Genomic DNA, 20,521 nt, shown 5'->3' with positions numbered 1-20,521 from the left:
CCGCGTACGCATCGATCACTGACAGTGCTCGTTCGGGATCTTGCCGAAATCGGGCTGACCGTCCGGGCCGCAGGTCAGTGCAGTGATGCGCCGATGGCTGCAGAGCAAAGGCGGCCGAAAGGCCCGCCTGCCCGACCTCGACGCTCTCACGCTCGGTGAGGTCTACGCAGAGTGAGGCAGGTGGGGAATCCGTCTGCCGGCTGCGCCGGTCGCACGGCATCAGCACGCTCCCGACCGTCGTGCGCGCCGTCCCGGCGGCGTCACCGGGGCCGGACCTCCGGCGGGTCGACGGTGACGAGGTGGTGACGCGGGCTGCGGCAGGGTCGCGGCACGACGACGGCACGGTTCGAGGGGGCTGCATGATCAGGACGATGCTCCGGCTGCGCGCGCGCCCCGGGTGCGAGCCCGCCGTCGGGCCCGCGTTCGAGACCGTGGCGGGACAGCTCGGCGCGCTGGCCGGCAACCTGCGGCACGAGCTGCTGCGCGACGCCCTCGACCCGCGCGGCTTCGTCGTCGTCACCGAATGGGCCGACGAGGCGGCGCTGCGCGCGTACCGGCGCGGGCCGGTGGCGGCCCGCCTGGCCGGCCTGCTCCAGCCGCTGACCGAGCCGGCCGACGGCCCCGGCTACCCGCTGCTGCGCGAGACCGGGGACGGCGAGGGCCCGGTCTACGTGGACGTCGAGCTGACCGTGCCGCGCGACCGGCTCGCCGAGTTCCACCGGGGCTACCCCGAGGTGGTACGGCGGATGACCGCGATACCCGGCTACCGCCGCGAGCAGCTGCTGCGCGAACCCGGCTCGGACATCCACCACATCTTCGCCGAGTGGGACGGCGCCGCGCCGTTCCTCGCCTGGATCAGCGACCCGGCCCACGCCTCCGCGCAGGCCGGACCGATCGCACCGTTCCTTCTCGACATCCGGCGCCGCCTGTTCCACGTCGTGCCCGACGCGGACGGCAGCAGTCACCCCACCACGGGCTGGGAGGCCGACGTGCACAGGACAACAGACGTACTCGTCGTCGGGGCGGGGCCCACCGGGCTGACCGCCGCCGTCGAACTGGCCCGGCGGGGCATCGACTGCCTGGTGATCGACAAGCAGGCCACCCCGCCCGGCCACGCCGACAAGGCGATCGGCGTGCACTGCCGCACCATGGAGATCTGGGAGGAGCAGGGCGTCGTCCGGGAGGCGATGGACGCCGGCATCTGGCTCACCGGCAACATGGTGTTCGTCAACGGCGCGCAGACCCACCGGATGAGCTGGGAGCTGCCCGGCCTGCCGTACGCCCACCTCGGCCTGCCGCAGTACGAGACCGAGCGCATCCTCACCGACCGGCTCGCCGCCCTCGGGGTGCGCCCGCGGCGCGGCGCCGAACTCGCCGACCTCACCCAGGACGCCGACGGCGTGACCGCCACCGTCCGCACCGCCGACGGCGGCACCGAGACGGTACGCGCCCGGTACGTCGTCGGCGCCGACGGCGCGCACAGCCGCGTCCGGGAGCGGCTCGGGCTCACCTTCACCGGCGGGCTCGGCCGGTTCCCGCAACTGTTCATGCTGGTCGACGTCGACGTGAACTGGGACATGCCGGACGGGCACCTGCTGCGGTTCCTGCACATGACCGACGGGCAGATGGACGGGATGCTGGTCTGCGTACCGCTGCGCGGCGAGCACCGCTACCGCATCGCCACCCTCGCCCCGCCCCGGTTCTTCGCCCAGACCGGCGGACGCGACGCCCCGCCCGGGTTCAGCGAGGAACTCGACGAGCCCACCATCGAAGACGTGCAGGCCGCGCTGGACCGCCTCGCGCCACCCGGCACCCGGGCGAGCAACCTGCGCTGGTCGTCGGTGTTCCGGATCAGCCACGGCATCGTCGACCGCTACCGCGACGGCCGGATCTTCGTCGCCGGGGACGCCGCCCACCTGCACCCCCCGGCCGGCGGCCAGGGCATGAACACCGGCATCCAGGACGCCTGGAACCTGGCCTGGAAACTCGCGCTCGCGGTACGCGGGCTCGCCGCGCCCGGCCTGCTGGACAGCTACGAGACCGAGCGGCGGCCGGAGGGCGAGGAGATCGTCGGCCGGGCGGTACGGATGGCCGGCACCGAGGAGGTGGACCGCGCCGACCTGGAACGGCAGTTCCTCCAGGAGATGTCCATGCTGCTCAGTTACGCCGGCAGCCCGCTGGTCGGGGAGACCGTCGCCGACCCGGCCGCGCTCGGCGACGCGCCCCGCCCCGGCGACATCGCGCCCGACGTCGACGGGCTGCGCCGCCGCGGCGTCGGCCACCCGCTGCGCCTGCGTGACCTGACCCGGGGCACCCGGCACACGCTGCTGCTCTACGCCGACCGCACGGCCGGCGCGGAGGAACTCGCCGCGTTCACCGGCCTGTGCGCCGACGCGCGGCGGCTCGCCGGCGGGGAACTCGACGCGTACCTGCTGCTCGACCCGGACGCCGACGAACCGCGACTGCTGGACCCGCCGGTGGTGCGCGACGCCGAGCGCCGCTTCCGCGCCGGGTACGGGCTGGACGGCACCGGCCTGTACCTGATCCGCCCGGACGGGCACGTCGGGTTCCGGGGCGCGCCGGTCGACCCGGACGCGCTGCGCAAGCACCTGCACCTGGTGTTCGGGAGCGCGCGGTGAGCCGGGTCCGGACCGTGCTGGCGATGCGGACCCGGGAGGGGTGCGCGGAGCGCTTCGAGGCCGAATGGCTCAGCGCCGCCGAACAGATCCGCACCCTGGACGGCTGCCTGCACCAGGACCTGGTCCGTGACGCCGACGACCCGCGCAGCTACCTGGTCATCAGCGACTGGGCCGACCGCGAGCGGCTGGACGCGTTCGGCCGCAGCGAGCAGCGCGACCGGCTGCTGCGCGTCATCCGGGAGCTGCGCGAGTCCGCGGACCGGCACACCTACCAGGTGCTGCACAGCGTGGCCGGCGAGCCGGGGGAGGGGCGATGACCGACGACGTGATGCCGGCGAGCGAGCTGTACACCGACTCGTTCGCTGCCGACCCGTACCCCGCGCTGGCGCGGCTGCGCGCCGAGCGGCCGGTCTGCCCGGTCGGCTCGCCGCGCTTCGACTCCTGGCTGATCACCCGCTTCGACGACGCCCGCACCGCGCTGACCGACCCGCGCCTGTCCAAGGACCTGTACGGCCCGGACCAGCACTACCTGAAGATCTTCGGCCCGAACTCCGAGGGCCTGAACCGCAACATGCTCAACTCCGACCCGCCGGAGCACACCCGGCTGCGTCGCGTGGTGTCGCAGGCGTTCGCGCCGCGGCGGATCGAGGCGCTGCGCCCCCGGGTGGCGTCGATCGTCGACCAGCTGATCGACAAGATGGCGCCGCACGGCGAGGCGGACCTGATGCACGAGTTCGCCATCCCGCTGCCGATGACTGTCATCTGCGAACTGCTCGGCGTGCCGCCGGCCGACCACGACCGGGTGCTCGACTGGACCCAGGTCATCCGCACCTCCGGCTCCACCAGCCGGCCGCCGGCGCAGGAACGGGCCGCGGTGCAGGAGGCCCAGTTGCGGCTGCACCACTACCTGGCCGGGCTGGTCCGGGCCAAACGCGACGACCCGGCCGACGACATCATCGCCGCGTTGATCCGGGCGGTCGACCAGGACGGGACGCTGTCCGAGGCGGAACTGGTCACCACCACGTTCCTGCTGCTGTTCGCCGGGCACCAGACCACCGCCGACTTCCTCGGCAACGCGGTGCTGGCGCTGCTCACCCACCCCGAGCAGATGGAACTGCTGCGCGCCACGCCGCGCCTGCTGCCGGCCGCGATCGAGGAACTGCTCCGGTTCGACGGGCCGCTGCCCGTGGCCAGCCCGCGCATCGCCACCGAGGACGTCGACTACCAGGGCGTACGCATCCCGCGCGGCGCGATCGTCGGAGTCGCGATCAACGCGGCCAACCACGACCCGGCGCACTTCGCCGACCCGGACCGGCTGGACCTGCGCCGCGTCCGGGGCCCGCACCTCGGGTTCGGGCACGGCGTCCACTACTGCCTGGGCGTCTCGCTGGCCCGGATGGAGGCCGAACTCGCGCTCGGCGCGCTGCTGCGCCGGCTGCCCGGACTGCGCCTGGGCGTGCCGCTCGCGCAGGTGCGCCGGCTCCCCGCCGCCTCGCCGTTCCGCGGCCTGCTGGAACTGCCTGTCACCTTCACCGCCTGACGGCGCCGCCGCCTCGCGCCGCCGCCCCCGTCGCAATCATCAAGGAGCAGTCATGGTCTTCCGCAACGTGATCGTCTGTCACATGGTCCCCGGCAGCGAGCAGATCGTCGGCGACGTGTTCGGCCACTACGACCAGGCCACCCGGCCGCAGGACCTGGGCGTCATCGGCCGGTACCTGCTGTCCCACCACGACCTCTACCTGCACGTGATCGAGCGGGAGCAGGACCCGCGGATCTCCGGGCAGACGCGCGGGCTGCCCGCCTTCCAGAAGATCGCCGAGGAGATCGGCCCGTACGTGACCCCGTACCCGCGCTACTGGAAGAACCCGTCGGACTCGGTGGCGAAGGAGTTCTACCACTGGGCGCCCGAGGGCGAGCCGCCCGCCGACACCACGCTCACCGTCATCGTCGGGCGGATCAAGCCCGGCGCCGAGCCGGACGTGGCGCGGGTCTTCGCCGAGTCCGACGCCGGGTCGCTCCCGGCCGACCTCGGGGTCACCGGCCGCTGGCTCTACTCGATCGACGACGTCTACGTGCACCTGCTGGAACAGGAGACGTCGGCGGCCGAGGCCACCCGCGACCGGCACGGCGACAAGCCCGCCTTCGGCAAGGTGATGCAGGACCTCGGCCCGTACATCGAGCCGTACCGGCCGGAGAAGTGGCAGGGCCCGCAGGACTCCCTGGCCACCGTCTTCTACCGCTGGCAGGCCCAGGACTGAGCACGCCTCCGCGCTCCCGCCCTCCGGGTGGCGGGAGCGCGGAAACGCCGCCCCCGCGACCGGCCGTACGCCAGGCTGGTGCGGGGGTGCCGGGTGCCGACGAAGGAGATCGTCCAGCACGTCGGGGCGCTGCTGGACCTGGCCGGGGTGCTGGTGATCGCGGTCGGCGTCGCGGTCGCCACAGTCGTGTTCGCGGTGCGCTGCGCCCGGACCCGGCAGGTGGTGGCGCACTACCGGGCGTACCGGCAGGGGGTCGGCCGGGCCATCCTGCTCGGCCTGGAGTTCCTGGTCGGCGGCGACATCATCCGGACCGTCGCGGTGTCGCCCACGTTCACCAGCGTCGGCGTGCTGGCGCTGATCGTGCTGGTCCGTACGTTCCTCAGCTTCTCCCTCGAGGTGGAGCTGGACGGCCGGTGGCCCTGGCAGGGCCGCCCTCCGGCGGACCGGCCGAGCGTCGGCGCCCGCCCCCAGCGCTGATCGCCCGTTACGTATTACCCCCAGGGGGTATGGTGGTCGGCGGAGGTGACGCCCGATGGAGCACTCACCCGCTCACCACGGCGACCACGGCGACCACGGCACCGATCATGGCGGCGGCGCGCACGCCGGGCACGACCCGGAGCAGTTCCGCCGCCGATTCTGGCTGAGCCTGGCGCTGACCCTGCCGATCGTCGCCACCAGTCACATGGTGATGGACTGGTTCGGCTACTCGCTCGAGTTCCCCGGCGTGCGCTGGGTCGGCCCGGTGCTCGGCACCGTGGTCTTCCTCTACGGCGGCTGGCCGTTCCTCACCGGCGGCCTGCGTGAGCTGCGCGAACGTACCCCCGGCATGATGCTGCTGATCTCGATGGCGATAGTTGTCGCCTACCTCGCCTCGGCCGCCACCAGCATCGGCCTGTTCGACCTGGACTTCTGGTGGGAGCTGGCCGCGCTGGTCACCATCATGCTGCTCGGCCACTGGCAGGAGATGCGGGCGGTCGGGCAGGCACGCGGCGCGCTCGGCGCCCTCGCGGCGCTGCTGCCCGACGACGCCGAGCGCCTGGACGACGCCGGGCGGCCGCATCCGGTGCCGGTCGGCGAGCTGCGGGTGGGCGACCTGGTGCTGGTGCGCCCCGGCGGACGGGTGCCGGCCGACGGCCGGATCGTCGAGGGCGCCGCCGAACTGGACGAGTCGATGATCACGGGGGAGTCGCGGCCGGTGGCCCGCGCCGCCGGGGACCGGGTGGTCGCCGGCACCGTGGCCACCGACTCCACCCTCCGGGTACGCGTCGAGGCGGTCGGCGCGGACACCGCGCTGGCCGGCATCGGGCGGCTCGTCGCCGAGGCGCAGGCCTCCGGCGGGCGCGCACAGGTGCTCGCCGACCGGTTCGCCGCGCTGCTGTTCTACCTGGCGGCGTTCGCCGGCCTGGCGACGTTCGCGGTGTGGGCGCTGCTCGGCGACCCCGACCAGGCGGTGGTACGCACCGTGACGGTGCTGGTGATCGCCTGCCCGCACGCGCTCGGCCTGGCCATTCCGCTGGTGGTGGCGCTGTCCACAGCGCTGTCGGCCCGTGCCGGCATCCTGGTCAAGGACCGGCTCGCGCTGGAGCGGATGCGCACCGTCGACACCGTCCTGTTCGACAAGACCGGCACGCTCACCACCGGCCGGCACACGGTGACCGGAGTGGCCGCCACCGGGGGGCTGGACTCCACGGCCGCCCTGGCCCTGGCCGGCGCGGTCGAGGCCGACAGCGAGCACCCGCTGGCCCGCGCGCTCGTCGCCGCCGCCGACGCGCGGCCGACGTCCGACGCCGGGCCGACGTCTCCCGGGCCGACGTCTCCGACCGGGGCCGACGCCGAGCCCGGCCCGGCGCGTCCGGTCGCGCGCGGCTTCCGGGCGCTGACCGGCCGGGGCGTGCGCGCCACGGTGGACGGCGTGGACTGGGCGGTCGGCGGGCCGGCCCTGCTGCGCGAGCTCGACGCCCCGGTGCCGGACGACCTGGCCCGGGCCGCGCAGGAGTGGTCGGGCCGGGGCGCCGCGGTGCTGCACCTGGTCCGCCTGCCCGAGGGCGGGCCGCCGGAGGTGACCGCCGTGTTCGGGCTGGAGGACCAGGTCCGCCCGGAGGCGCGGGCCGCCGTGGCCGAGCTGCGCGACCTCGGCGTACGCAAGATCGTGATGATCACCGGCGACGCGCGCCCGGTGGCCGAGGCGGTCGCCGCCGACCTCGGGTTCCGGCCCGGCGTCGACGAGGTCTTCGCCGAGGTGCTCCCGGCCGACAAGGACAAGGCGGTCGCCGAGCTGCGCGGTCGGGGACTGACGGTGGCCATGGTCGGCGACGGCGTGAACGACGCCCCGGCGCTCGCGCGCGCCGACGTCGGGCTGGCCATCGGCGCCGGCACCGACGTGGCGATCGAGTCCGCCGGGGTGGTGCTGGCCGGCTCCGACCCGCGCGGCGTCGGCGGCGTGATCCGGCTGTCCCGCGCGTCGTACCGGAAGATGCGGCAGAACCTGGCCTGGGCGGCCGGCTACAACGTGGTCGCGATCCCGCTGGCCGCCGGTGTCCTCGCCTGGGCCGGGATCGCGCTCAGCCCGGCGCTGGGCGCGGTGCTGATGTCCGCCTCCACCATCGTGGTGGCGCTCAACGCCCAACTGCTGCGCCGGGTCCGGATCACCCCGGCCGACTGACCCGCAGCTCCGGTTCCCGAGCCGCCTTGAGGTTCGCGGATGCGAGCCACCATGCCCCTTCCGGCTTGCATGTGCGGGCCGCTAGGGTGAGCGCGTGACGGTGTTCCGGATCGGTGAGGCAGCCGAACTGCTCGGGGTCAGCGCGGACACGGTCCGCCGTTGGATCGACGCCGGCAAGCTGCCGGCCACCCGCGACGAGCACGGTCACCGGGTGCTCGACGGCGCCGACGTCGCAGCGTTCGTCCGCGCTCCCGGCCACCCCGAGCTGTCCTCGGCCCGCAACCGGCTGCGCGGCATCGTCACCGCCGTGGTCAAGGACACCGTGATGGCCCAGGTGGACATCCAGGCCGGGCCGTTCCGGGTGGTGTCGCTGATGAGCCGCGAGGCTGTCGACGACCTCGACCTCCAGGTCGGCGCCGTCGCCGTCGCCGTGATCAAGTCGACCACCGTCGTGGTCGAGCGAGCCACCCCCAGGGGAAGGACCAGCCCGTGACCGTACGGTGGATTCGCGCCGCCTTCGCCGGCGCGCTGGTGGCGGCGCTCGGCATGACCGGCTGCGGCGACGCGGACGCCCCGGCCGGGCCCGACGGCGCCGGCCCGGTGACGGTGTTCGCCGCCGCCTCGCTCACCGAGTCGTTCACCCGGCTCGGCAAGGACTACGAGGCCGCGCACCCGGGCCGCACCGTCCGGTTCAACTTCGGCGGCAGCTCCGGGCTGGCCACCCAGATCACCCAGGGCGCGCCCGCCGACGTGTTCGCCGCCGCGTCCCCGGCCACCATGAAGACGGTCACCGACGCCGGTGACGCCGCGGGCGAACCGGCCGTGCTGGCCCGCAACCAGCTCGTCGTGGCCGTACCCCGGGGTAACCCGGCCCGGGTCGGCGGCCTGGCCGACCTCGCCCGCCCCGGCGTCAAGGTGGCGCTCTGCGCCGAGCAGGTGCCCTGCGGCGCCGCCGCGCGTACCGCGCTGGACGCGGCCGGTGTTCGGCTCACGCCCGCCACGCTCGAACAGGACGTCAAGGGCGCGCTGGCCAAGCTGCGCCTCGGCGAGGTCGACGCCGCGCTGGTCTACCGCACCGACGTCCGCGCCGCTCCCGGGCTCGACGCCGTCGAGTTCCCGGAGTCCGCGCGCGCGGTGAACGACTACCCGATCGTGGTGCTGCGCGCCGCCGGGAACCCGGCCGGCGCCCGCGCCTTCGTCGACTTCGTCCGCTCCGACGCCGGGCTCGCCGTGCTCACCGCCGCCGGGTTCCAGGCGCCGCCCGGCGCATGAGCCGCACGGTACGCCGGCAGCGGGTGCCGGTCGCCCTGCTCGTGCCCGCCGGGCTGGGACTGGCCTTCCTCGTCCTGCCGCTGGCCGGTCTGCTGCTGCGAGCCCCCTGGACGACGCTGCCCGGGCGGCTGACCGAACCGGGTGTGCTCACCGCGCTGCGGCTGTCGCTGGTGACCGCCACCGTCGCCACGCTGCTCTGCGTGGCGCTCGGCGTACCCCTGGCGTGGCTGCTGGCCCGGGTGGAGTTCCCCGGGCGGCGGCTGGTCCGGGCGCTGGTCACGGTGCCGCTGGTGCTGCCGCCGGTGGTAGGCGGCGTGGCGCTGCTGCTGGTCTTCGGCCGGCGCGGGCTGATCGGCTCGTGGCTGGACGAGACGTTCGGGGTGACGCTGCCGTTCACCACCGCCGGGGTGGTGCTGGCCGAGGCGTTCGTGGCCATGCCGTTCCTGGTCATCGCCGTCGAAGGGGCGCTGCGCGGCGCCGACCCCCGGTACGAGGAGGCCGCCGCCACGCTCGGCGCCGGGCGGTTCACCACGTTCACCCGGGTCACGCTGCCGCTGGTCGCCCCGGGCGTGGCGGCCGGGGCGGTGCTCTGCTGGGCCCGCGCGCTCGGCGAGTTCGGCGCCACCATCACGTTCGCCGGCAACTATCCGGGCCGCACCCAGACCATGCCGCTGGCTGTCTACCTTGCGCTGGAGACCGACCTCCAGGCCGCGATCGTGCTGAGCCTGATCCTGCTCACCGTCTCCGTGGTCATCCTCGCCGCGCTGCGCGACAAGTGGGTCGGCAGCACATGACCGCGCTGCTGGACGCGCATCTGGCCGCCGAGCGGGACGGCTTCAGCCTCGACGTGCGGCTGCGCATCGCCGCCGGTGAGGTGGTGGCGCTGCTCGGCCCCAACGGCGCGGGCAAGACCACCGCGCTGCGGGTGCTCGCCGGGCTGCACCCGCTCACCGCCGGGCACCTCACGCTCGACGGCGCCGACCTGGACCGGCCGGACCGCCGGATGTGGACGCCGCCGGAACGGCGGCCGGTCGGCGTGGTGTTCCAGGACTATCTGCTGTTCCCGCACCTGAGCGCGCTGGACAACGTGGCGTTCGGGCCGCGCCGCCGGGGCGCCGACAAGCGGGCCGCCCGCGCCCGTGCCCAGGAGTGGCTGGACCGGGTCGGCCTCGGCGACCAGGCCCGGCGCCGGCCCCGGCAGCTCTCCGGCGGGCAGGCGCAGCGGGTCGCGCTGGCCCGCGCGCTCGCTGTCGACCCGGCCCTGCTGCTGCTCGACGAGCCCCTGGCCGCGCTCGACGCGCGGACCCGGCTGGACACCCGCGCCGAACTCCAGCGCCACCTCGGCGCGCATCCCGGCGCGACGCTGCTCGTCACCCACGACCCCCTCGACGCGCTGGTGCTCGCCGACCGGCTGGTCATCGTGGAGCACGGCCGGGTGGTGCAGGAGGGTGACGCCGCCACCGTCACGGCGCGGCCACGCACCGACTACGTGGCCCGGCTGGTCGGCCTGAACCTGCACCGCGGCCGCGCCGACGGGCACACGGTCACCGTCGGTGAGCTGGCACTCACCACCGCCGACACCGTCCACGGTGACGTGTTCGTCGCCTACCCACCGGCCGCTGTGGCGCTGCACCCGTCCCGGCCCGAGGGCAGCCCGCGCAACGTGTGGGCGGCCACCGTCACCGGCGTGCAGCGCCACGGCGACAACCTGCGCGTGCAGCTGGCCGGCCCGGTCGAGGTCGCCGCCGACGTCACGCCCGCCGCCGCGGCCCACCTCGGGCTGATCCCCGGCCGGCCGGTCTGGGCGGCGGTCAAGGCAGCGGAGACGCGCGCCTATCCGGCGTGACAAACACCGCTGGTCGCGGCATGTGCGCAGGTGAGAGGTTTGATCTGCGCTCAACCGGTCACTGGGACGGTAGCGACGACGCAAAGGGGGACACGGTGCCCGACATGATCCGCAACAGGTCCAGTCAGGACGCCGACCTGCCACGGGGAGTCACCGACCCGTTGCTCTGGCGGGCCGCGTACGACGTGGCCGTCGCGCACCGGCCCGACGAGTCCGGCCGGTGCGAGAGCCTGCTGTGTGACGGTCAGGTCGCGCCGTGCAACGCGCTGACGGCGGCCCACCGGGCGATGGAGCTGGCCGGGGACCGGCACGCCGACCGGGCCGAGCCGGAAACGTGGCGTACGGAGCAGCGGCGGCGCGCCGCCTGAGCACCGGGTCGCGGGCGGTTCGAACCTTTGACGCCCCGCTTCCGTGTTTATGATCGACAACTCGGTCGGAATGCGGGGAAGAGGAGAGTTCGTGACGGTAGACGCCCAGGCGTTCTGGCTCCGCGCTCCCGGCGAGGGCGAGATCCGGCCGGTGCGCGTCGCCTCGCCCGGCCCGGGTGAGGTGCTGGTGCGTACCCGCTTCTCCGGCGTCAGCCGCGGCACCGAGACGCTCGTGTTCACCGGCCGTGTCCCGGCCGACCAGCACGCCGCCATGCGCGCGCCGTTCCAGGAGGGCGACTTCCCCGCCCCGGTGAAGTACGGCTATCTGAGCGTCGGCACGGTCGAGGCCGGCGACGAGCGGCTGCTCGGCCGTACCGTCTTCTGCCTCTACCCGCACCAGAGCGCGTACGTGGTCCCGGCCGACGCCGTGACCGTCGTGCCGGACGGCGTGCCGGCGCAGCGCGCGGTGCTGGCCGGCACCGTGGAGACCGCGGTGAACGCGCTGTGGGACGCCGCGCCGCTGGTCGGCGACCGGGTCACGGTGATCGGCGGCGGGATGGTCGGCTGCGCGGTCACCGCGCTGCTGGCCCGCTTCCCCGGCGTCCGGGTCGAGCTGGTCGACGCCGACCCGGCCCGCGCCGACGTGGCCGCCGCGCTCGGCGCCGACTTCGCCGCGCCCGCCGACGCGGCCGGCGGTCGCGACCTGGTGGTGCACGCCAGCGCCACCGCCGACGGGCTGCAGCGCGGCCTGGAGCTGCTGCGTCCCGAGGGCACCGTGCTGGAGCTGAGCTGGTACGGCGACCGGCCGGTCACGCTCGCGCTCGGCGGCGCGTTCCACTCCCGACGGCTGCGCATCCGCAGCAGCCAGGTCGGCACGGTGTCGCCCCGGCGCGCCGACCGCAGCTACGCCGACCGGCTCGCCCTGGCCCTGGACCTGCTCGCCGACCCGGCGTTCGACGCGCTGCTCACCGGCCGGTCCCGCTTCGACGACCTGCCCGACGTGCTGGACCGGCTCGCATCGGGCCGTCTTCCGGCGCTGTGCCATCTCATCACCTACGGCGAGGAGTGAACGTGTTCAGCGTGACCGTCCGGGACCACATCATGGTCGCCCACAGCTTCCGCGGCGAGGTGTTCGGCCCGGCCCAGCGGCTGCACGGCGCGACGTTCGTCGTCGACGCCACGTTCCGCCGGCCGGAACTGGACGACGACGGGATCGTGGTCGACATCGGGCTGGCCACCGAGCAGCTCAAGGCCGTGCTCGGCGAGCTGAACTACCGCAATCTCGACGACGAGTCCGCCTTCACCGGGGTGAACACCACCACCGAGGTGCTGGCCCGTACGGTGGCCGACCGGCTCGCCGACGCGGTGACGGCCGGCCGGCTGGGGGAGGGGGCGCGCGGCCTGACCGGGATCACCGTCACCCTGCACGAGTCACACATCGCCTGGGCGAGCTACGAGCGGTCGCTCTGACCGGATGAGCGTCGTCCACGTGGTGCTGCCGGGTGACATCGACGACCAGGCGGACCCCAGCGGCGGCAACGCCTACGACCGGCACGTCTGTCGTGGCCTGGCCGGACGCGGCTGGACGGTCCGGGAACACCAGGTGCCCGGCGGCTGGCCGCACCCGGGGCCACGCGAGCGCGCCGACCTGGCCGGACTGCTCGGCGGGCTCCCCGACGGCGCGACGGTGCTGCTCGACGGCCTGGTCGCCTCCACCGTGCCGGACGTGCTCGCCCCGCACGCCGCGCGGCTGCGCCTGGTGATCCTGGTGCACCTGCCGATCGAGGGGGAGACCGAGGCACGGGCGCTGGCGGCGGCCACCGCAGTGGTAGCCACCAGCGAGTGGACCCGCGGCCGGCTGCTCGACCGCTACCGGCTGCGCCCCGAACTGGTGACGGCCGCCCCACCCGGCGTCGACCCGGCGCCCGTCGCCCCCGGCACGCCCGGCGGTGGGCGGCTGCTCTGCGTCGCCGCCGTCACGGCGGTCAAGGGCCACGACGTGCTCGCCGCCGCGCTCGCCGAGGTGGCGGACCTGAACTGGACCTGCGACTGGGTGGGACCGCTGGAGCGGGACCGGCCCTTCGCCGACCGGATGCGCGGGCGGCTCGCCGCCGCCGGTCTGGGCGCCCGGGTCCGGCTCACCGGCCCCCGTACCGGGCCGGACCTGGCCGCCACCTACGCCGCCGCCGATCTGCTGGTTCAGCTCTCGCGACAGGAGACGTACGGGATGGTGGTCACCGAGGCGCTGGCCCGGGGCGTACCGGTGCTGGCCAGCGACACCGGCGGCCTGCCGGCCACGCTCGGGCACGCGCCCGGCGGCGAGCGGCCCGGCCTGATGGTGCCACCGGACGATCCGGGCGCGACCGCCGCGGCGCTGCGCCGCTGGCTCACCGACCCCGGCCTGCGGGACCGGCTGCGCCGCGCCGCCCGGCAGCGGCGGGACACCCTCACCGGCTGGCCGGTCACCGTGGACCGGCTGGCGACGGCGCTGAAGGAGGCGACCGCGGCATGACCACCTCACTCCCGCCCGGCTTCGCGGACTGGCTGCGGCTGCGAGAGCCCGCCGACGCGGCGGCCCGCAGCGCCGAGCTGGCCGACGCGGTCCGCGACCGGATGCCCGCCGGCCGGCCGCTCGTCGTGCACGACCTGGGCAGCGGCACCGGTTCGATGGCCCGCTGGCTCGCGCCCCGGCTGCCCGGCCCGCAACGCTGGGTGCTGCACGAACGCGACCGGGACCTGCTGGCGCTGGCCCGCTCGGCGCGGCTCACCGCCGCCGACGGGGCCGAGGTCACCGTGACGACGCTCGACTCGGACATCACCCGGCTGACCGCCGCCGACCTGGCCGGCGCGCACCTGGTCACCGCGTCCGCGCTGCTGGACATGCTCACCGCCGAGGAGCTCGGGCGGATGGCGGCGGCCTGCGCCGGGCACCCGACGCTGTTCGCGCTCACCGTCACCGGGCGGGCCGAGTTCACCCCGCCCGACCCGCTCGACGCCGAGCTGACCGCCGCGTTCAACGCCCACCAGCGGCGCACCGTCGACGGCCGGGCGCTGCTCGGGCCGGACGCCGTGGACGCCGCCGTGGCCGCGTTCTCCCGTCACGGCGTCGAGGTCGTGGTGCGCCCCACCCCGTGGCGGCTCGGCCCGGAGCAGGCGGAACTGGCCGCCGAATGGCTCACCGGCTGGGTCGCCGCAGCGGTCGAGGAACTACCGCATCTGTCCGGGCCCGCCGGGACGTATCAGAAGTGGCGGCTCGCCGAGGCCGCCGCCGGCCGGCTCGACGTGGTGCTGCATCACGCCGACCTGCTCGCCGGCTGAACCGTACCGGCTGCTGGCACGTGACAACCGGTGGGAACAAGGGAGGACCGTTTGTCACACGTCGCCGTCGCCGTCGCCGGACCCGTACCGGCTGTCACGCCCGCGCCGCCGCGCCGGGCCCGGACGCGCCGGACCTGGGTACGTCCGCTGCTCGGGCTCGCGGTGCTCGCCGTGCTCGTCGCGTCAGTGGGCACCGGTCCGTTCCTGGCCGGGCTGCGCCTGATCGACGCGCCGGCGCTGGCCGCCGCGCTCGGCATCGGCGTGATCACCACCGTCTGCTGCGCCTGGCGCTGGTCGCTTGTCGCCGGCGGGCTGGGCGTACGGCTGCCGATGCGCGCCGCGGTGGCGCACTGCTACCGGGCGATCTTCCTCAACTCGACGCTGCCCGGTGGCGTGCTCGGCGACGTGCACCGGGCGGTCCGGCACGGCCGCGACGCCGGGGACGTGGCCCGGGGCGTACGGGCGGTGGTCTGGGAGCGCACCGCCGGTCAGGTGGTGCAGGTGGTCATCGCGGTGGCGCTGCTCGCCGCGTTCCCGTCACCGGTGCGCCGGTACCTGCCGTGGCTGGCGGCCGGCCTGGCCGTGCTGGCGCTGGCGCTGGCGCTGGCCGCCCGCGCGGTGCCCCGCTCCGGGGCGTCCCGCTGGGCGCGGGCGGCCCGGACCGTGGTCGTCGACGTGCGCTCCGGCGTGCTGGGCCGCCGGACCTGGGCCGGTGTGGTGATCGCCTCGACTGTGGTGTTCGCCGGCCACCTGGCCACGTTCGTGGTGGCCGCCCGCACCGCCGGGACGGACGCCCCGCTGTCCCGCCTGCTGCCGTTGACGCTGCTCGCCCTGCTGGCCATGGCGGTGCCGCTCAACGTGGGCGGGTTCGGCCCGCGCGAGGGAGTCGCCGCGTGGGCGTTCGCCTCGGCCGGGCTGACCGCCGCGCAGGGTGTGGCGACCGGCACGGTGTACGGCGCGCTGGTGCTGGTGGCCAGCCTGCCCGGCGCCGCGGTGCTGCTGGCGCGGCGGATGCCCCGGCGGGAGCCCGGCAACTGTCGGTGATCCCGCCTACGGTGGGGGAGCGAGGTGTGCGTCGCCGGGTCCGCCCGGCGACCGGACGACAGGAGAACCATGGACGAAACCCTGCCCACCGCGACGGTCCGGACCCGCGTGACGGTCCCGCTACGGTTCCCCGACGGTTACGTGACGACCGCGCGCGTGCACACCTTCCACGGTCTCGTCGACGGGCGCGAGCACCTGGCGTTCGGGCTCGGTGAACACGTCGACGCCGACCCGCCGCTGGTCCGCCCGCACAGCGAGTGCCTCACCGGGGACGTGTTCGGCAGCCAGCGCTGCGACTGCGGGCCGCAGCTGCGCGAGGCGGTCGAGCGCATCGCCGAGGCCGGTGGCTACCTGCTCTACCTGCGGCAGGAGGGGCGGGGCATCGGCCTGTACGCCAAGCTCGACGCGTACGCGCTGCAGGACGACGGCCTCGACACGTACGAGGCGAACCTGGCGCTCGGGCGCGGTGCGGACGAGCGTGACTACACGGTGGCCGCGCAGATGCTCGGCGCGCTGGGCGTGGACCGGGTGGCCCTGCTCAGCAACAACCCGGACAAGGCGGCCCAGCTCGAACGGCTGGGCGTCACGGTGGCCGACCGGGTGTCCACCGGCGTGCACCTGTCGCCGGCGAACGCCGGTTACCTGGCGGCCAAGGTGACCCGCGCCGATCACGCCCTCGACCTGCCGTTCGTGCCGTGACCACCCGCCCGTACGTCCTGCTCAGCTGCGCGATGTCGATCGACGGATACATCGACGACGCGACCACCGACCGGCTGCTGCTGTCGAACGACGACGACCTGGACCGGGTCGACGCGACCCGGGCCGGGTGCGACGCGATCCTGGTGGGCGCGGCCACCGTACGCCGCGACGACCCCCGCCTGCTGGTGCGCAGCGAGCGGCGGCGCGCCGAGCGGGTGGCGCGCGGCCTGCCCCCGTCGCCGGTGAAGGTGACAGTCACCGGCAGCGGCGACCTCGACCCGGGGGCGCGCTTCTTCACCATGGGTGACGGGCTCAAGCTGGTGTACTGCCCGAGCGGAGTGGTGGACAAGGCCCGTGAGCAGGTCGGCGCCGTGTCCACGGTGGTCGACGCGGGCGATCCGGCCACCGCGGAGGCGGTGGTGGCCGACCTGGCCGGGCGCGGCGTGACGCGCCTGATGGTGGAGGGCGGCGGCTCGATGCACCGCCAGTTCCTCACCGCCGGCCTGGCCGACGAGCTGCACCTGGTGGTCGCCCCGTTCTTTGTGGGGGACCGTCGGGCGCCGCGCTTCGTCGGGGACGGCCGCTTCCCGTGGCACCCGGGCCGTCGGGCCCGGGTGGTCGAGGTGCGCCAGATCGGCGACGTGGTGCTCACCCGCTACGCGTTGTCCGACCGCTGCCCGGCCTGACCCGTCGTCCCGCCCGGTCCACCCTTGTGCAAGCTCACGGTCGTGATTAGTTTGTTGACCATCCATACGAACTAATCCACTGCGCATCCCTTCCCGAAGGGGGACCGATGACCGCGCACCACCCCGACCCGGGCTCCTCCCGCCGTCGCTTCCTCGGCCTGGTCGGCCTCGGCGTGGCCGCCACCACCGCCGGCCCGCTGCTCGCCGGCTGCTCGGAGAAGCCGGCCGGCACCGGCGCCGCCCAGAACCTCGACGCCGTCTCCGGCCTGCTGCCCAACCACAAGGACCTGCCCGGCGGCATCAAGCCCGACATCGTCGGCACCCGGCCGGTGCCCGACGGCTACACCCGCTACCCGGCCAGCCTCGTCGACGCCGTCACCGACAAGCCCGGCACCAGCGGCAAGCAGGTCACCGCCATGACCCCCGCCTGGGGCCCGGCGCCGCCCGGCGTCGCGCAGAGCGCCTACCTCCAGGCGGTCAACGCCGAGCTGGGCACGCCCGTCAACTTCACCATCCAGGACGGCAACACGTACGCCGACAAGCTCAACGCGATGCTCGGCGCGCGCGACGTGCCGGACCTGCTGTGTGTACCGGGGTGGGAGGTGGAGAAGATCCCGCGCTTCGCCGAGGCCATCAAGGTGCTCTTCGAGGACCTGACCGACCACCTCAGCGGCGACGCCGCCGCCGCGTACCCGATGCTGGCGAGCTTCCCCACCGGGGCCTGGCGGCGGGCGGTCTGGAACGAGCGGCTCATGTCCGTGCCCAACCCCACCGACGGGCCGTTCCCGTGGGCGCTGTTCACCCGCAAGGACATCCTCGACGCGCGCGGCCTGGCCGTGCCGGCGAACCTGGACGACCTGCTCGCCGTGGCCAAGCAGGTGACCGACCCGGCGCGCAAGGTGTGGGCGTTCAACGACGTCTTCGCCATGATCCAGATGTTCCACAAGGTGCCGGGTCACAAGGGCGGATGGCGGGTCAAGTCCGACGGCACCCCCGAGTTCAAGTACGAGACCCCGGAGTTCCGCCGCGCGCTGGAGGTGATGGCCAAGATCTACGCGGACGGCCTGGTCCACCCGGACATCGTGGCCAGCAGGGGCGCGGACGCCAAGCAGCTGTTCGCCAAGAACGGCGCGATCGTGTTCCTCCAGGACGGCGTCGGCTTCTGGCAGGGCGCCCAGGCCGAGCACCAGAAGACCAACCCCAAGCTGAACATCCAGCCGGTGCCGATCTTCTCCGCCACCGGCGGCGACCCGCTGGTCTGGGGCGACGACGAGCCGATCTCCTACACGTTCGTCAAGAAGGGCCTCGGCAAGGACCGGGTCCAGGAGCTGCTGCGGATCATCAACTGGTGCTCCGCGCCGCTGGGCAGCCAGGAGGCGCAGCTGCGGGACTTCGGCGTCGCGGGCAAGCACCACAACCCGTCGCCGAACGGGCCGGTCAAGACCGACCTGGCGTTCAAGGAGATCGCCAACCAGTACTTCTTCATCAGCGGCCGCAACCCCACCATCGGGCCGTTCCCGGACACCCCGCGCTTCGTGCCGGACGTGCTCGCGTACTCCAACGAGATGGTCAAGCACATGCAGCCCAACCCGTGGGCCGGGGTGAAGCTGGAGATGCCCGCCGCGTACAAGGCCAACCAGGTGCCCACCGAGGACAAGTTCACCGACGTGCTGCGCGGCCGCCGACCGCTGAGCGACGTGGACGCCATCGTCAAGGAGTGGAAGGCCGCCGGCGGCGAAGAGGCCCGGAAGCTGCTCGCCGACGCGCTGCCCAAGGCGGGCCGATGAGCGAGCCGGCCGTCCTGGCCGGGCCCGAGCGGGCCCGGCCGGACGCCCCGGCCTCGCCCGGCCGACCGCCCGGCCGACCTCCCCGCCGCCGCCGGGTGCCGCTGCGCACCCGGCTGCGGCGGGACTGGCAGCTGCTCGCCATGGTGGCGCCCGGCTTCGGAATCCTGCTGGTCTTCAGCTACCTGCCGATCGCCGGCAACGTCATCGCGTTCCAGGACTACAACCCCTACCTCGGCGACAACCCGTGGCAGGCGTTCGCGCACAGTGACTGGATCGGCTTCGGCCAGTTCCAGCTGCTGTTCTCCGACCCGGCGTTCTGGGACGCGTTCCGCAACACGCTGGCGATCACCGCGTTCCAGCTCGTCTTCTTCTTCCCGCTGCCGATCCTGCTGGCCATCGCGCTGCACAACCTGCTGTCCAGCCGGCTGCGCGGGCTCATCCAGACCATCGTCTACCTGCCGCACTTCTTCAGCTGGGTGCTGGTGGTCACGTTCTTCGTGGCGATGCTCGGCGGCGCGGGGCTGCTCGCCCAGAGCATGCGCGACGCCGGGATGCAGCCGTGGAACGTGATGACCAACCCGGACACGTTCATCGTGCTGGTCACCGTCGAGGCGGTGTGGAAGGACGTCGGCTGGGGCACCATCGTCTTCCTGGCCGCGCTGTCCACCATCGACCAGAACCTCTACGAGGCCGCCGCCGCCGACGGCGCCGGCCGGTGGCGGCGGCTGTGGCACATCACGCTGCCCGGTCTGCGACCGGTGATCGTGCTGCTGCTCATCCTGCGCCTGGGCGACGCGCTCTCAGTCGGCTTCGAGCAGTTCCTGCTGCAACGCGACGCCGTCGGCCGGCAGGCCGCCGAGGTGCTCGACACCTTCGTCTACCACTTCTCCATCGCCACCGGGAACTACGGGTACGGCGCCGCGGCCGGACTGTTCAAGGCCGTCATCGGGCTGGTGCTGATCCTGGCCGCCAACCGGGTGGCGCACATGCTCGGCGAACGAGGGATCTACTCCAAGTCATGACCACGCTGATCCGCCGGGTCGCCGGCGACCGATCCCGCCGGCCGGTGTGGCAGGAACCGCCCACCCCGGTCGGGCAGGGCCTCAAGGCCGTCGTGCTCACAGTGCTCGTGGCGGGCGTGCTGTTCCCGCTCTGGGTGATCCTGGTGACCAGCCTGTCCTCGCGGGAGACCATCGCGCGGGCCGGCGGCCTGGTGGTCGTGCCCCGGGGCATCGACACGTCCGCGTACGAGACGATCTTCGCCGGGGGTGCTGTCACCCGGGCCCTCTGGATCAGCACGCTCGTCACGGTGATCGGCACCGCCATCGCGCTGACGGTCACCGTGCTCGCCGCGTACGGGCTGTCCCGGCCGGGCTCGCTGGGGCACCGCTGGCTGCTGGCGTACTTCCTGATCCCGTTCCTGGTCTACCCGCCGCTGGTGCCCCGCTACCTGGTGGTGACCGGGCTGGGCCTGAAGGACACCATCTGGGCGCTGGTCCTGCCACCGGCGATCAGCGTGTTCAACCTGGTCGTGGTGCGCGGGTTCTTCCAGGGCATCCCGTCGGAGCTGCTGGACAGCGCCCGCATCGACGGCGCGAGCGACTTCCGTACGCTGGCGCGCATCGTGCTGCCGCTGTCCCGCGCGGTCATCGCCGTGGTCGGCCTGTTCTACGCGGTCAGCTACTGGAACGTCTGGTTCGACGCGCTGCTGTTCATCGACCGCAACGACATGTACCCGATCCAGCGGGTGCTGCAGAGCTACCTGCTGGCCGGGCAGGCCCCGCACACCTCCGGCGGCAGCAGCGGGGTGACCATGCCGCCGACCGAGGCGGTCAAGATGGCGGTGGTGGTGCTGACCGTCGCGCCGATCGTCGCCGTCTACCCGTTCATCCAGCGGCACTTCGTCAAGGGCGTGCTGATCGGCGCGGTGAAGGGCTGAGGC

21 protein-coding genes are annotated in these 20,521 nt (G+C 74.2%); all 21 read left to right on the top strand.

Annotated features, from left to right (window positions below; all coding sequences use genetic code 11):
- Positions 1-371 precede the first annotated feature (371 nt).
- The 21 genes from DQE82_RS13990 to DQE82_RS13890 all read left to right on the top strand — a co-directional run bounded on the left by DQE82_RS13990 (position 372) and on the right by DQE82_RS13890 (position 20,518).
- On the top strand, positions 372-2,639 hold the full coding sequence (locus DQE82_RS13990; protein WP_233514661.1) for an FAD-dependent oxidoreductase: 2,268 nt from the start codon (positions 372-374) through the stop codon (positions 2,637-2,639).
- Positions 2,636-2,956, top strand: coding sequence for a putative quinol monooxygenase (locus DQE82_RS13985; RefSeq protein WP_043323424.1), 321 nt, complete (start codon positions 2,636-2,638; stop codon positions 2,954-2,956). Before DQE82_RS13990 ends, DQE82_RS13985 begins: the two co-directional genes overlap by 4 nt.
- Positions 2,953-4,179: a cytochrome P450 gene (locus DQE82_RS13980; protein WP_043323426.1), complete on the top strand. Its 1,227-nt coding sequence runs from the start codon at positions 2,953-2,955 to the stop codon at positions 4,177-4,179. Before DQE82_RS13985 ends, DQE82_RS13980 begins: the two co-directional genes overlap by 4 nt.
- Positions 4,180-4,231: 52 nt before the next feature.
- Positions 4,232-4,897, top strand: coding sequence for a TcmI family type II polyketide cyclase (locus DQE82_RS13975; RefSeq protein WP_043323429.1), 666 nt, complete (start codon positions 4,232-4,234; stop codon positions 4,895-4,897).
- A 93-nt stretch (positions 4,898-4,990) separates the two neighbouring features.
- Positions 4,991-5,374, top strand: coding sequence for a DUF1622 domain-containing protein (locus tag DQE82_RS13970; RefSeq protein ID WP_113972909.1), 384 nt, complete (start codon positions 4,991-4,993; stop codon positions 5,372-5,374).
- Between the two features lie 55 nt (positions 5,375-5,429).
- Complete coding sequence (locus DQE82_RS13965) at positions 5,430-7,559, top strand: heavy metal translocating P-type ATPase (RefSeq protein WP_113972908.1); 2,130 nt, start codon at positions 5,430-5,432, stop codon at positions 7,557-7,559.
- A gap of 94 nt (positions 7,560-7,653) precedes the next feature.
- The gene (locus DQE82_RS13960) at positions 7,654-8,052 is read left to right on the top strand and encodes a molybdopterin-binding protein (RefSeq protein WP_043323433.1); all 399 of its coding nucleotides are present in this window, start codon (positions 7,654-7,656) and stop codon (positions 8,050-8,052) included.
- Between the two features lie 53 nt (positions 8,053-8,105).
- A complete protein-coding gene (gene modA / locus DQE82_RS13955) occupies positions 8,106-8,831 on the top strand; it encodes a molybdate ABC transporter substrate-binding protein (RefSeq protein WP_199496013.1) in 726 nt (241 codons plus the stop codon).
- Entirely contained in the window at positions 8,828-9,625 is a 798-nt protein-coding gene (locus DQE82_RS13950; RefSeq protein WP_069088484.1) for an ABC transporter permease, read from the top strand. Before modA ends, DQE82_RS13950 begins: the two co-directional genes overlap by 4 nt.
- Positions 9,622-10,677, top strand: a complete 1,056-nt coding sequence (locus tag DQE82_RS13945; RefSeq protein WP_069088485.1) for an ABC transporter ATP-binding protein — start codon at positions 9,622-9,624, stop codon at positions 10,675-10,677. Before DQE82_RS13950 ends, DQE82_RS13945 begins: the two co-directional genes overlap by 4 nt.
- Positions 10,678-10,781: 104 nt before the next feature.
- Entirely contained in the window at positions 10,782-11,045 is a 264-nt protein-coding gene (locus tag DQE82_RS13940) for a hypothetical protein (protein ID WP_233514660.1), read from the top strand.
- A gap of 49 nt (positions 11,046-11,094) precedes the next feature.
- Positions 11,095-12,114 (top strand): zinc-binding alcohol dehydrogenase, encoded by a 1,020-nt coding sequence (locus DQE82_RS13935; protein ID WP_369830112.1) that lies wholly within the window; start codon positions 11,095-11,097, stop codon positions 12,112-12,114.
- A 2-nt stretch (positions 12,115-12,116) separates the two neighbouring features.
- Positions 12,117-12,515 (top strand): 6-carboxytetrahydropterin synthase, encoded by a 399-nt coding sequence (locus DQE82_RS13930; RefSeq protein ID WP_043323437.1) that lies wholly within the window; start codon positions 12,117-12,119, stop codon positions 12,513-12,515.
- Between the two features lie 4 nt (positions 12,516-12,519).
- Positions 12,520-13,557, top strand: coding sequence for a glycosyltransferase family 4 protein (locus DQE82_RS13925; protein ID WP_113972905.1), 1,038 nt, complete (start codon positions 12,520-12,522; stop codon positions 13,555-13,557).
- A complete protein-coding gene (locus DQE82_RS13920) occupies positions 13,554-14,363 on the top strand; it encodes a class I SAM-dependent methyltransferase (protein WP_113972904.1) in 810 nt (269 codons plus the stop codon). Before DQE82_RS13925 ends, DQE82_RS13920 begins: the two co-directional genes overlap by 4 nt.
- Positions 14,364-14,510: 147 nt before the next feature.
- Positions 14,511-15,407 carry a lysylphosphatidylglycerol synthase transmembrane domain-containing protein gene (locus tag DQE82_RS13915; RefSeq protein WP_233514685.1) on the top strand — a complete coding sequence of 299 codons (897 nt, stop codon included), beginning with the start codon at positions 14,511-14,513 and terminating at the stop codon, positions 15,405-15,407.
- A 69-nt stretch (positions 15,408-15,476) separates the two neighbouring features.
- Positions 15,477-16,106 (top strand): GTP cyclohydrolase II, encoded by a 630-nt coding sequence (gene ribA / locus DQE82_RS13910; protein ID WP_030499246.1) that lies wholly within the window; start codon positions 15,477-15,479, stop codon positions 16,104-16,106.
- Positions 16,103-16,792 (top strand): RibD family protein, encoded by a 690-nt coding sequence (locus tag DQE82_RS13905; RefSeq protein ID WP_043323447.1) that lies wholly within the window; start codon positions 16,103-16,105, stop codon positions 16,790-16,792. Before ribA ends, DQE82_RS13905 begins: the two co-directional genes overlap by 4 nt.
- Before the next feature lie 107 nt (positions 16,793-16,899).
- Entirely contained in the window at positions 16,900-18,579 is a 1,680-nt protein-coding gene (locus DQE82_RS13900) for an extracellular solute-binding protein (protein WP_113972902.1), read from the top strand.
- Positions 18,576-19,601, top strand: coding sequence for a sugar ABC transporter permease (locus DQE82_RS13895; RefSeq protein WP_064445683.1), 1,026 nt, complete (start codon positions 18,576-18,578; stop codon positions 19,599-19,601). The genes DQE82_RS13900 and DQE82_RS13895 overlap by 4 nt, the downstream gene beginning before the upstream one ends.
- Complete coding sequence (locus DQE82_RS13890) at positions 19,598-20,518, top strand: carbohydrate ABC transporter permease (RefSeq protein ID WP_043323451.1); 921 nt, start codon at positions 19,598-19,600, stop codon at positions 20,516-20,518. Before DQE82_RS13895 ends, DQE82_RS13890 begins: the two co-directional genes overlap by 4 nt.
- Positions 20,519-20,521: the final 3 nt, after the last annotated feature.

Origin of the sequence: Micromonospora sp. LHW51205 (assembly GCF_003315815.1) — a bacterium.
GTDB classification, from domain to species: Bacteria; Actinomycetota; Actinomycetes; order Mycobacteriales; family Micromonosporaceae; genus Micromonospora; species Micromonospora chalcea.
The sequence above is the reverse complement of the archived record's forward strand: the minus strand, read 5'-3'. Positions and strand labels throughout refer to the sequence as shown.

What these genes read in the sequence shown, in the direction of transcription:
- DQE82_RS13990 (WP_233514661.1), top strand. Translation starts at nt 372, where the DNA reads ATGCTCCGGCTGCGCGCGCGCCCCGGGTGCGAGCCCGCCGTCGGGCCC.
- DQE82_RS13980 (WP_043323426.1), top strand. Translation starts at nt 2,953, where the DNA reads ATGACCGACGACGTGATGCCGGCGAGCGAGCTGTACACCGACTCGTTC.
- DQE82_RS13975 (WP_043323429.1), top strand. Translation starts at nt 4,232, where the DNA reads ATGGTCTTCCGCAACGTGATCGTCTGTCACATGGTCCCCGGCAGCGAG.
- DQE82_RS13965 (WP_113972908.1), top strand. Translation starts at nt 5,430, where the DNA reads ATGGAGCACTCACCCGCTCACCACGGCGACCACGGCGACCACGGCACC.
- modA (WP_199496013.1), top strand. Translation starts at nt 8,106, where the DNA reads ATGACCGGCTGCGGCGACGCGGACGCCCCGGCCGGGCCCGACGGCGCC.
- DQE82_RS13950 (WP_069088484.1), top strand. Translation starts at nt 8,828, where the DNA reads ATGAGCCGCACGGTACGCCGGCAGCGGGTGCCGGTCGCCCTGCTCGTG.
- DQE82_RS13945 (WP_069088485.1), top strand. Translation starts at nt 9,622, where the DNA reads ATGACCGCGCTGCTGGACGCGCATCTGGCCGCCGAGCGGGACGGCTTC.
- DQE82_RS13940 (WP_233514660.1), top strand. Translation starts at nt 10,782, where the DNA reads ATGATCCGCAACAGGTCCAGTCAGGACGCCGACCTGCCACGGGGAGTC.
- DQE82_RS13935 (WP_369830112.1), top strand. Translation starts at nt 11,095, where the DNA reads ATGATCGACAACTCGGTCGGAATGCGGGGAAGAGGAGAGTTCGTGACG.
- DQE82_RS13925 (WP_113972905.1), top strand. Translation starts at nt 12,520, where the DNA reads ATGAGCGTCGTCCACGTGGTGCTGCCGGGTGACATCGACGACCAGGCG.
- DQE82_RS13920 (WP_113972904.1), top strand. Translation starts at nt 13,554, where the DNA reads ATGACCACCTCACTCCCGCCCGGCTTCGCGGACTGGCTGCGGCTGCGA.
- ribA (WP_030499246.1), top strand. Translation starts at nt 15,477, where the DNA reads ATGGACGAAACCCTGCCCACCGCGACGGTCCGGACCCGCGTGACGGTC.
- DQE82_RS13900 (WP_113972902.1), top strand. Translation starts at nt 16,900, where the DNA reads ATGACCGCGCACCACCCCGACCCGGGCTCCTCCCGCCGTCGCTTCCTC.
- DQE82_RS13895 (WP_064445683.1), top strand. Translation starts at nt 18,576, where the DNA reads ATGAGCGAGCCGGCCGTCCTGGCCGGGCCCGAGCGGGCCCGGCCGGAC.
- DQE82_RS13890 (WP_043323451.1), top strand. Translation starts at nt 19,598, where the DNA reads ATGACCACGCTGATCCGCCGGGTCGCCGGCGACCGATCCCGCCGGCCG.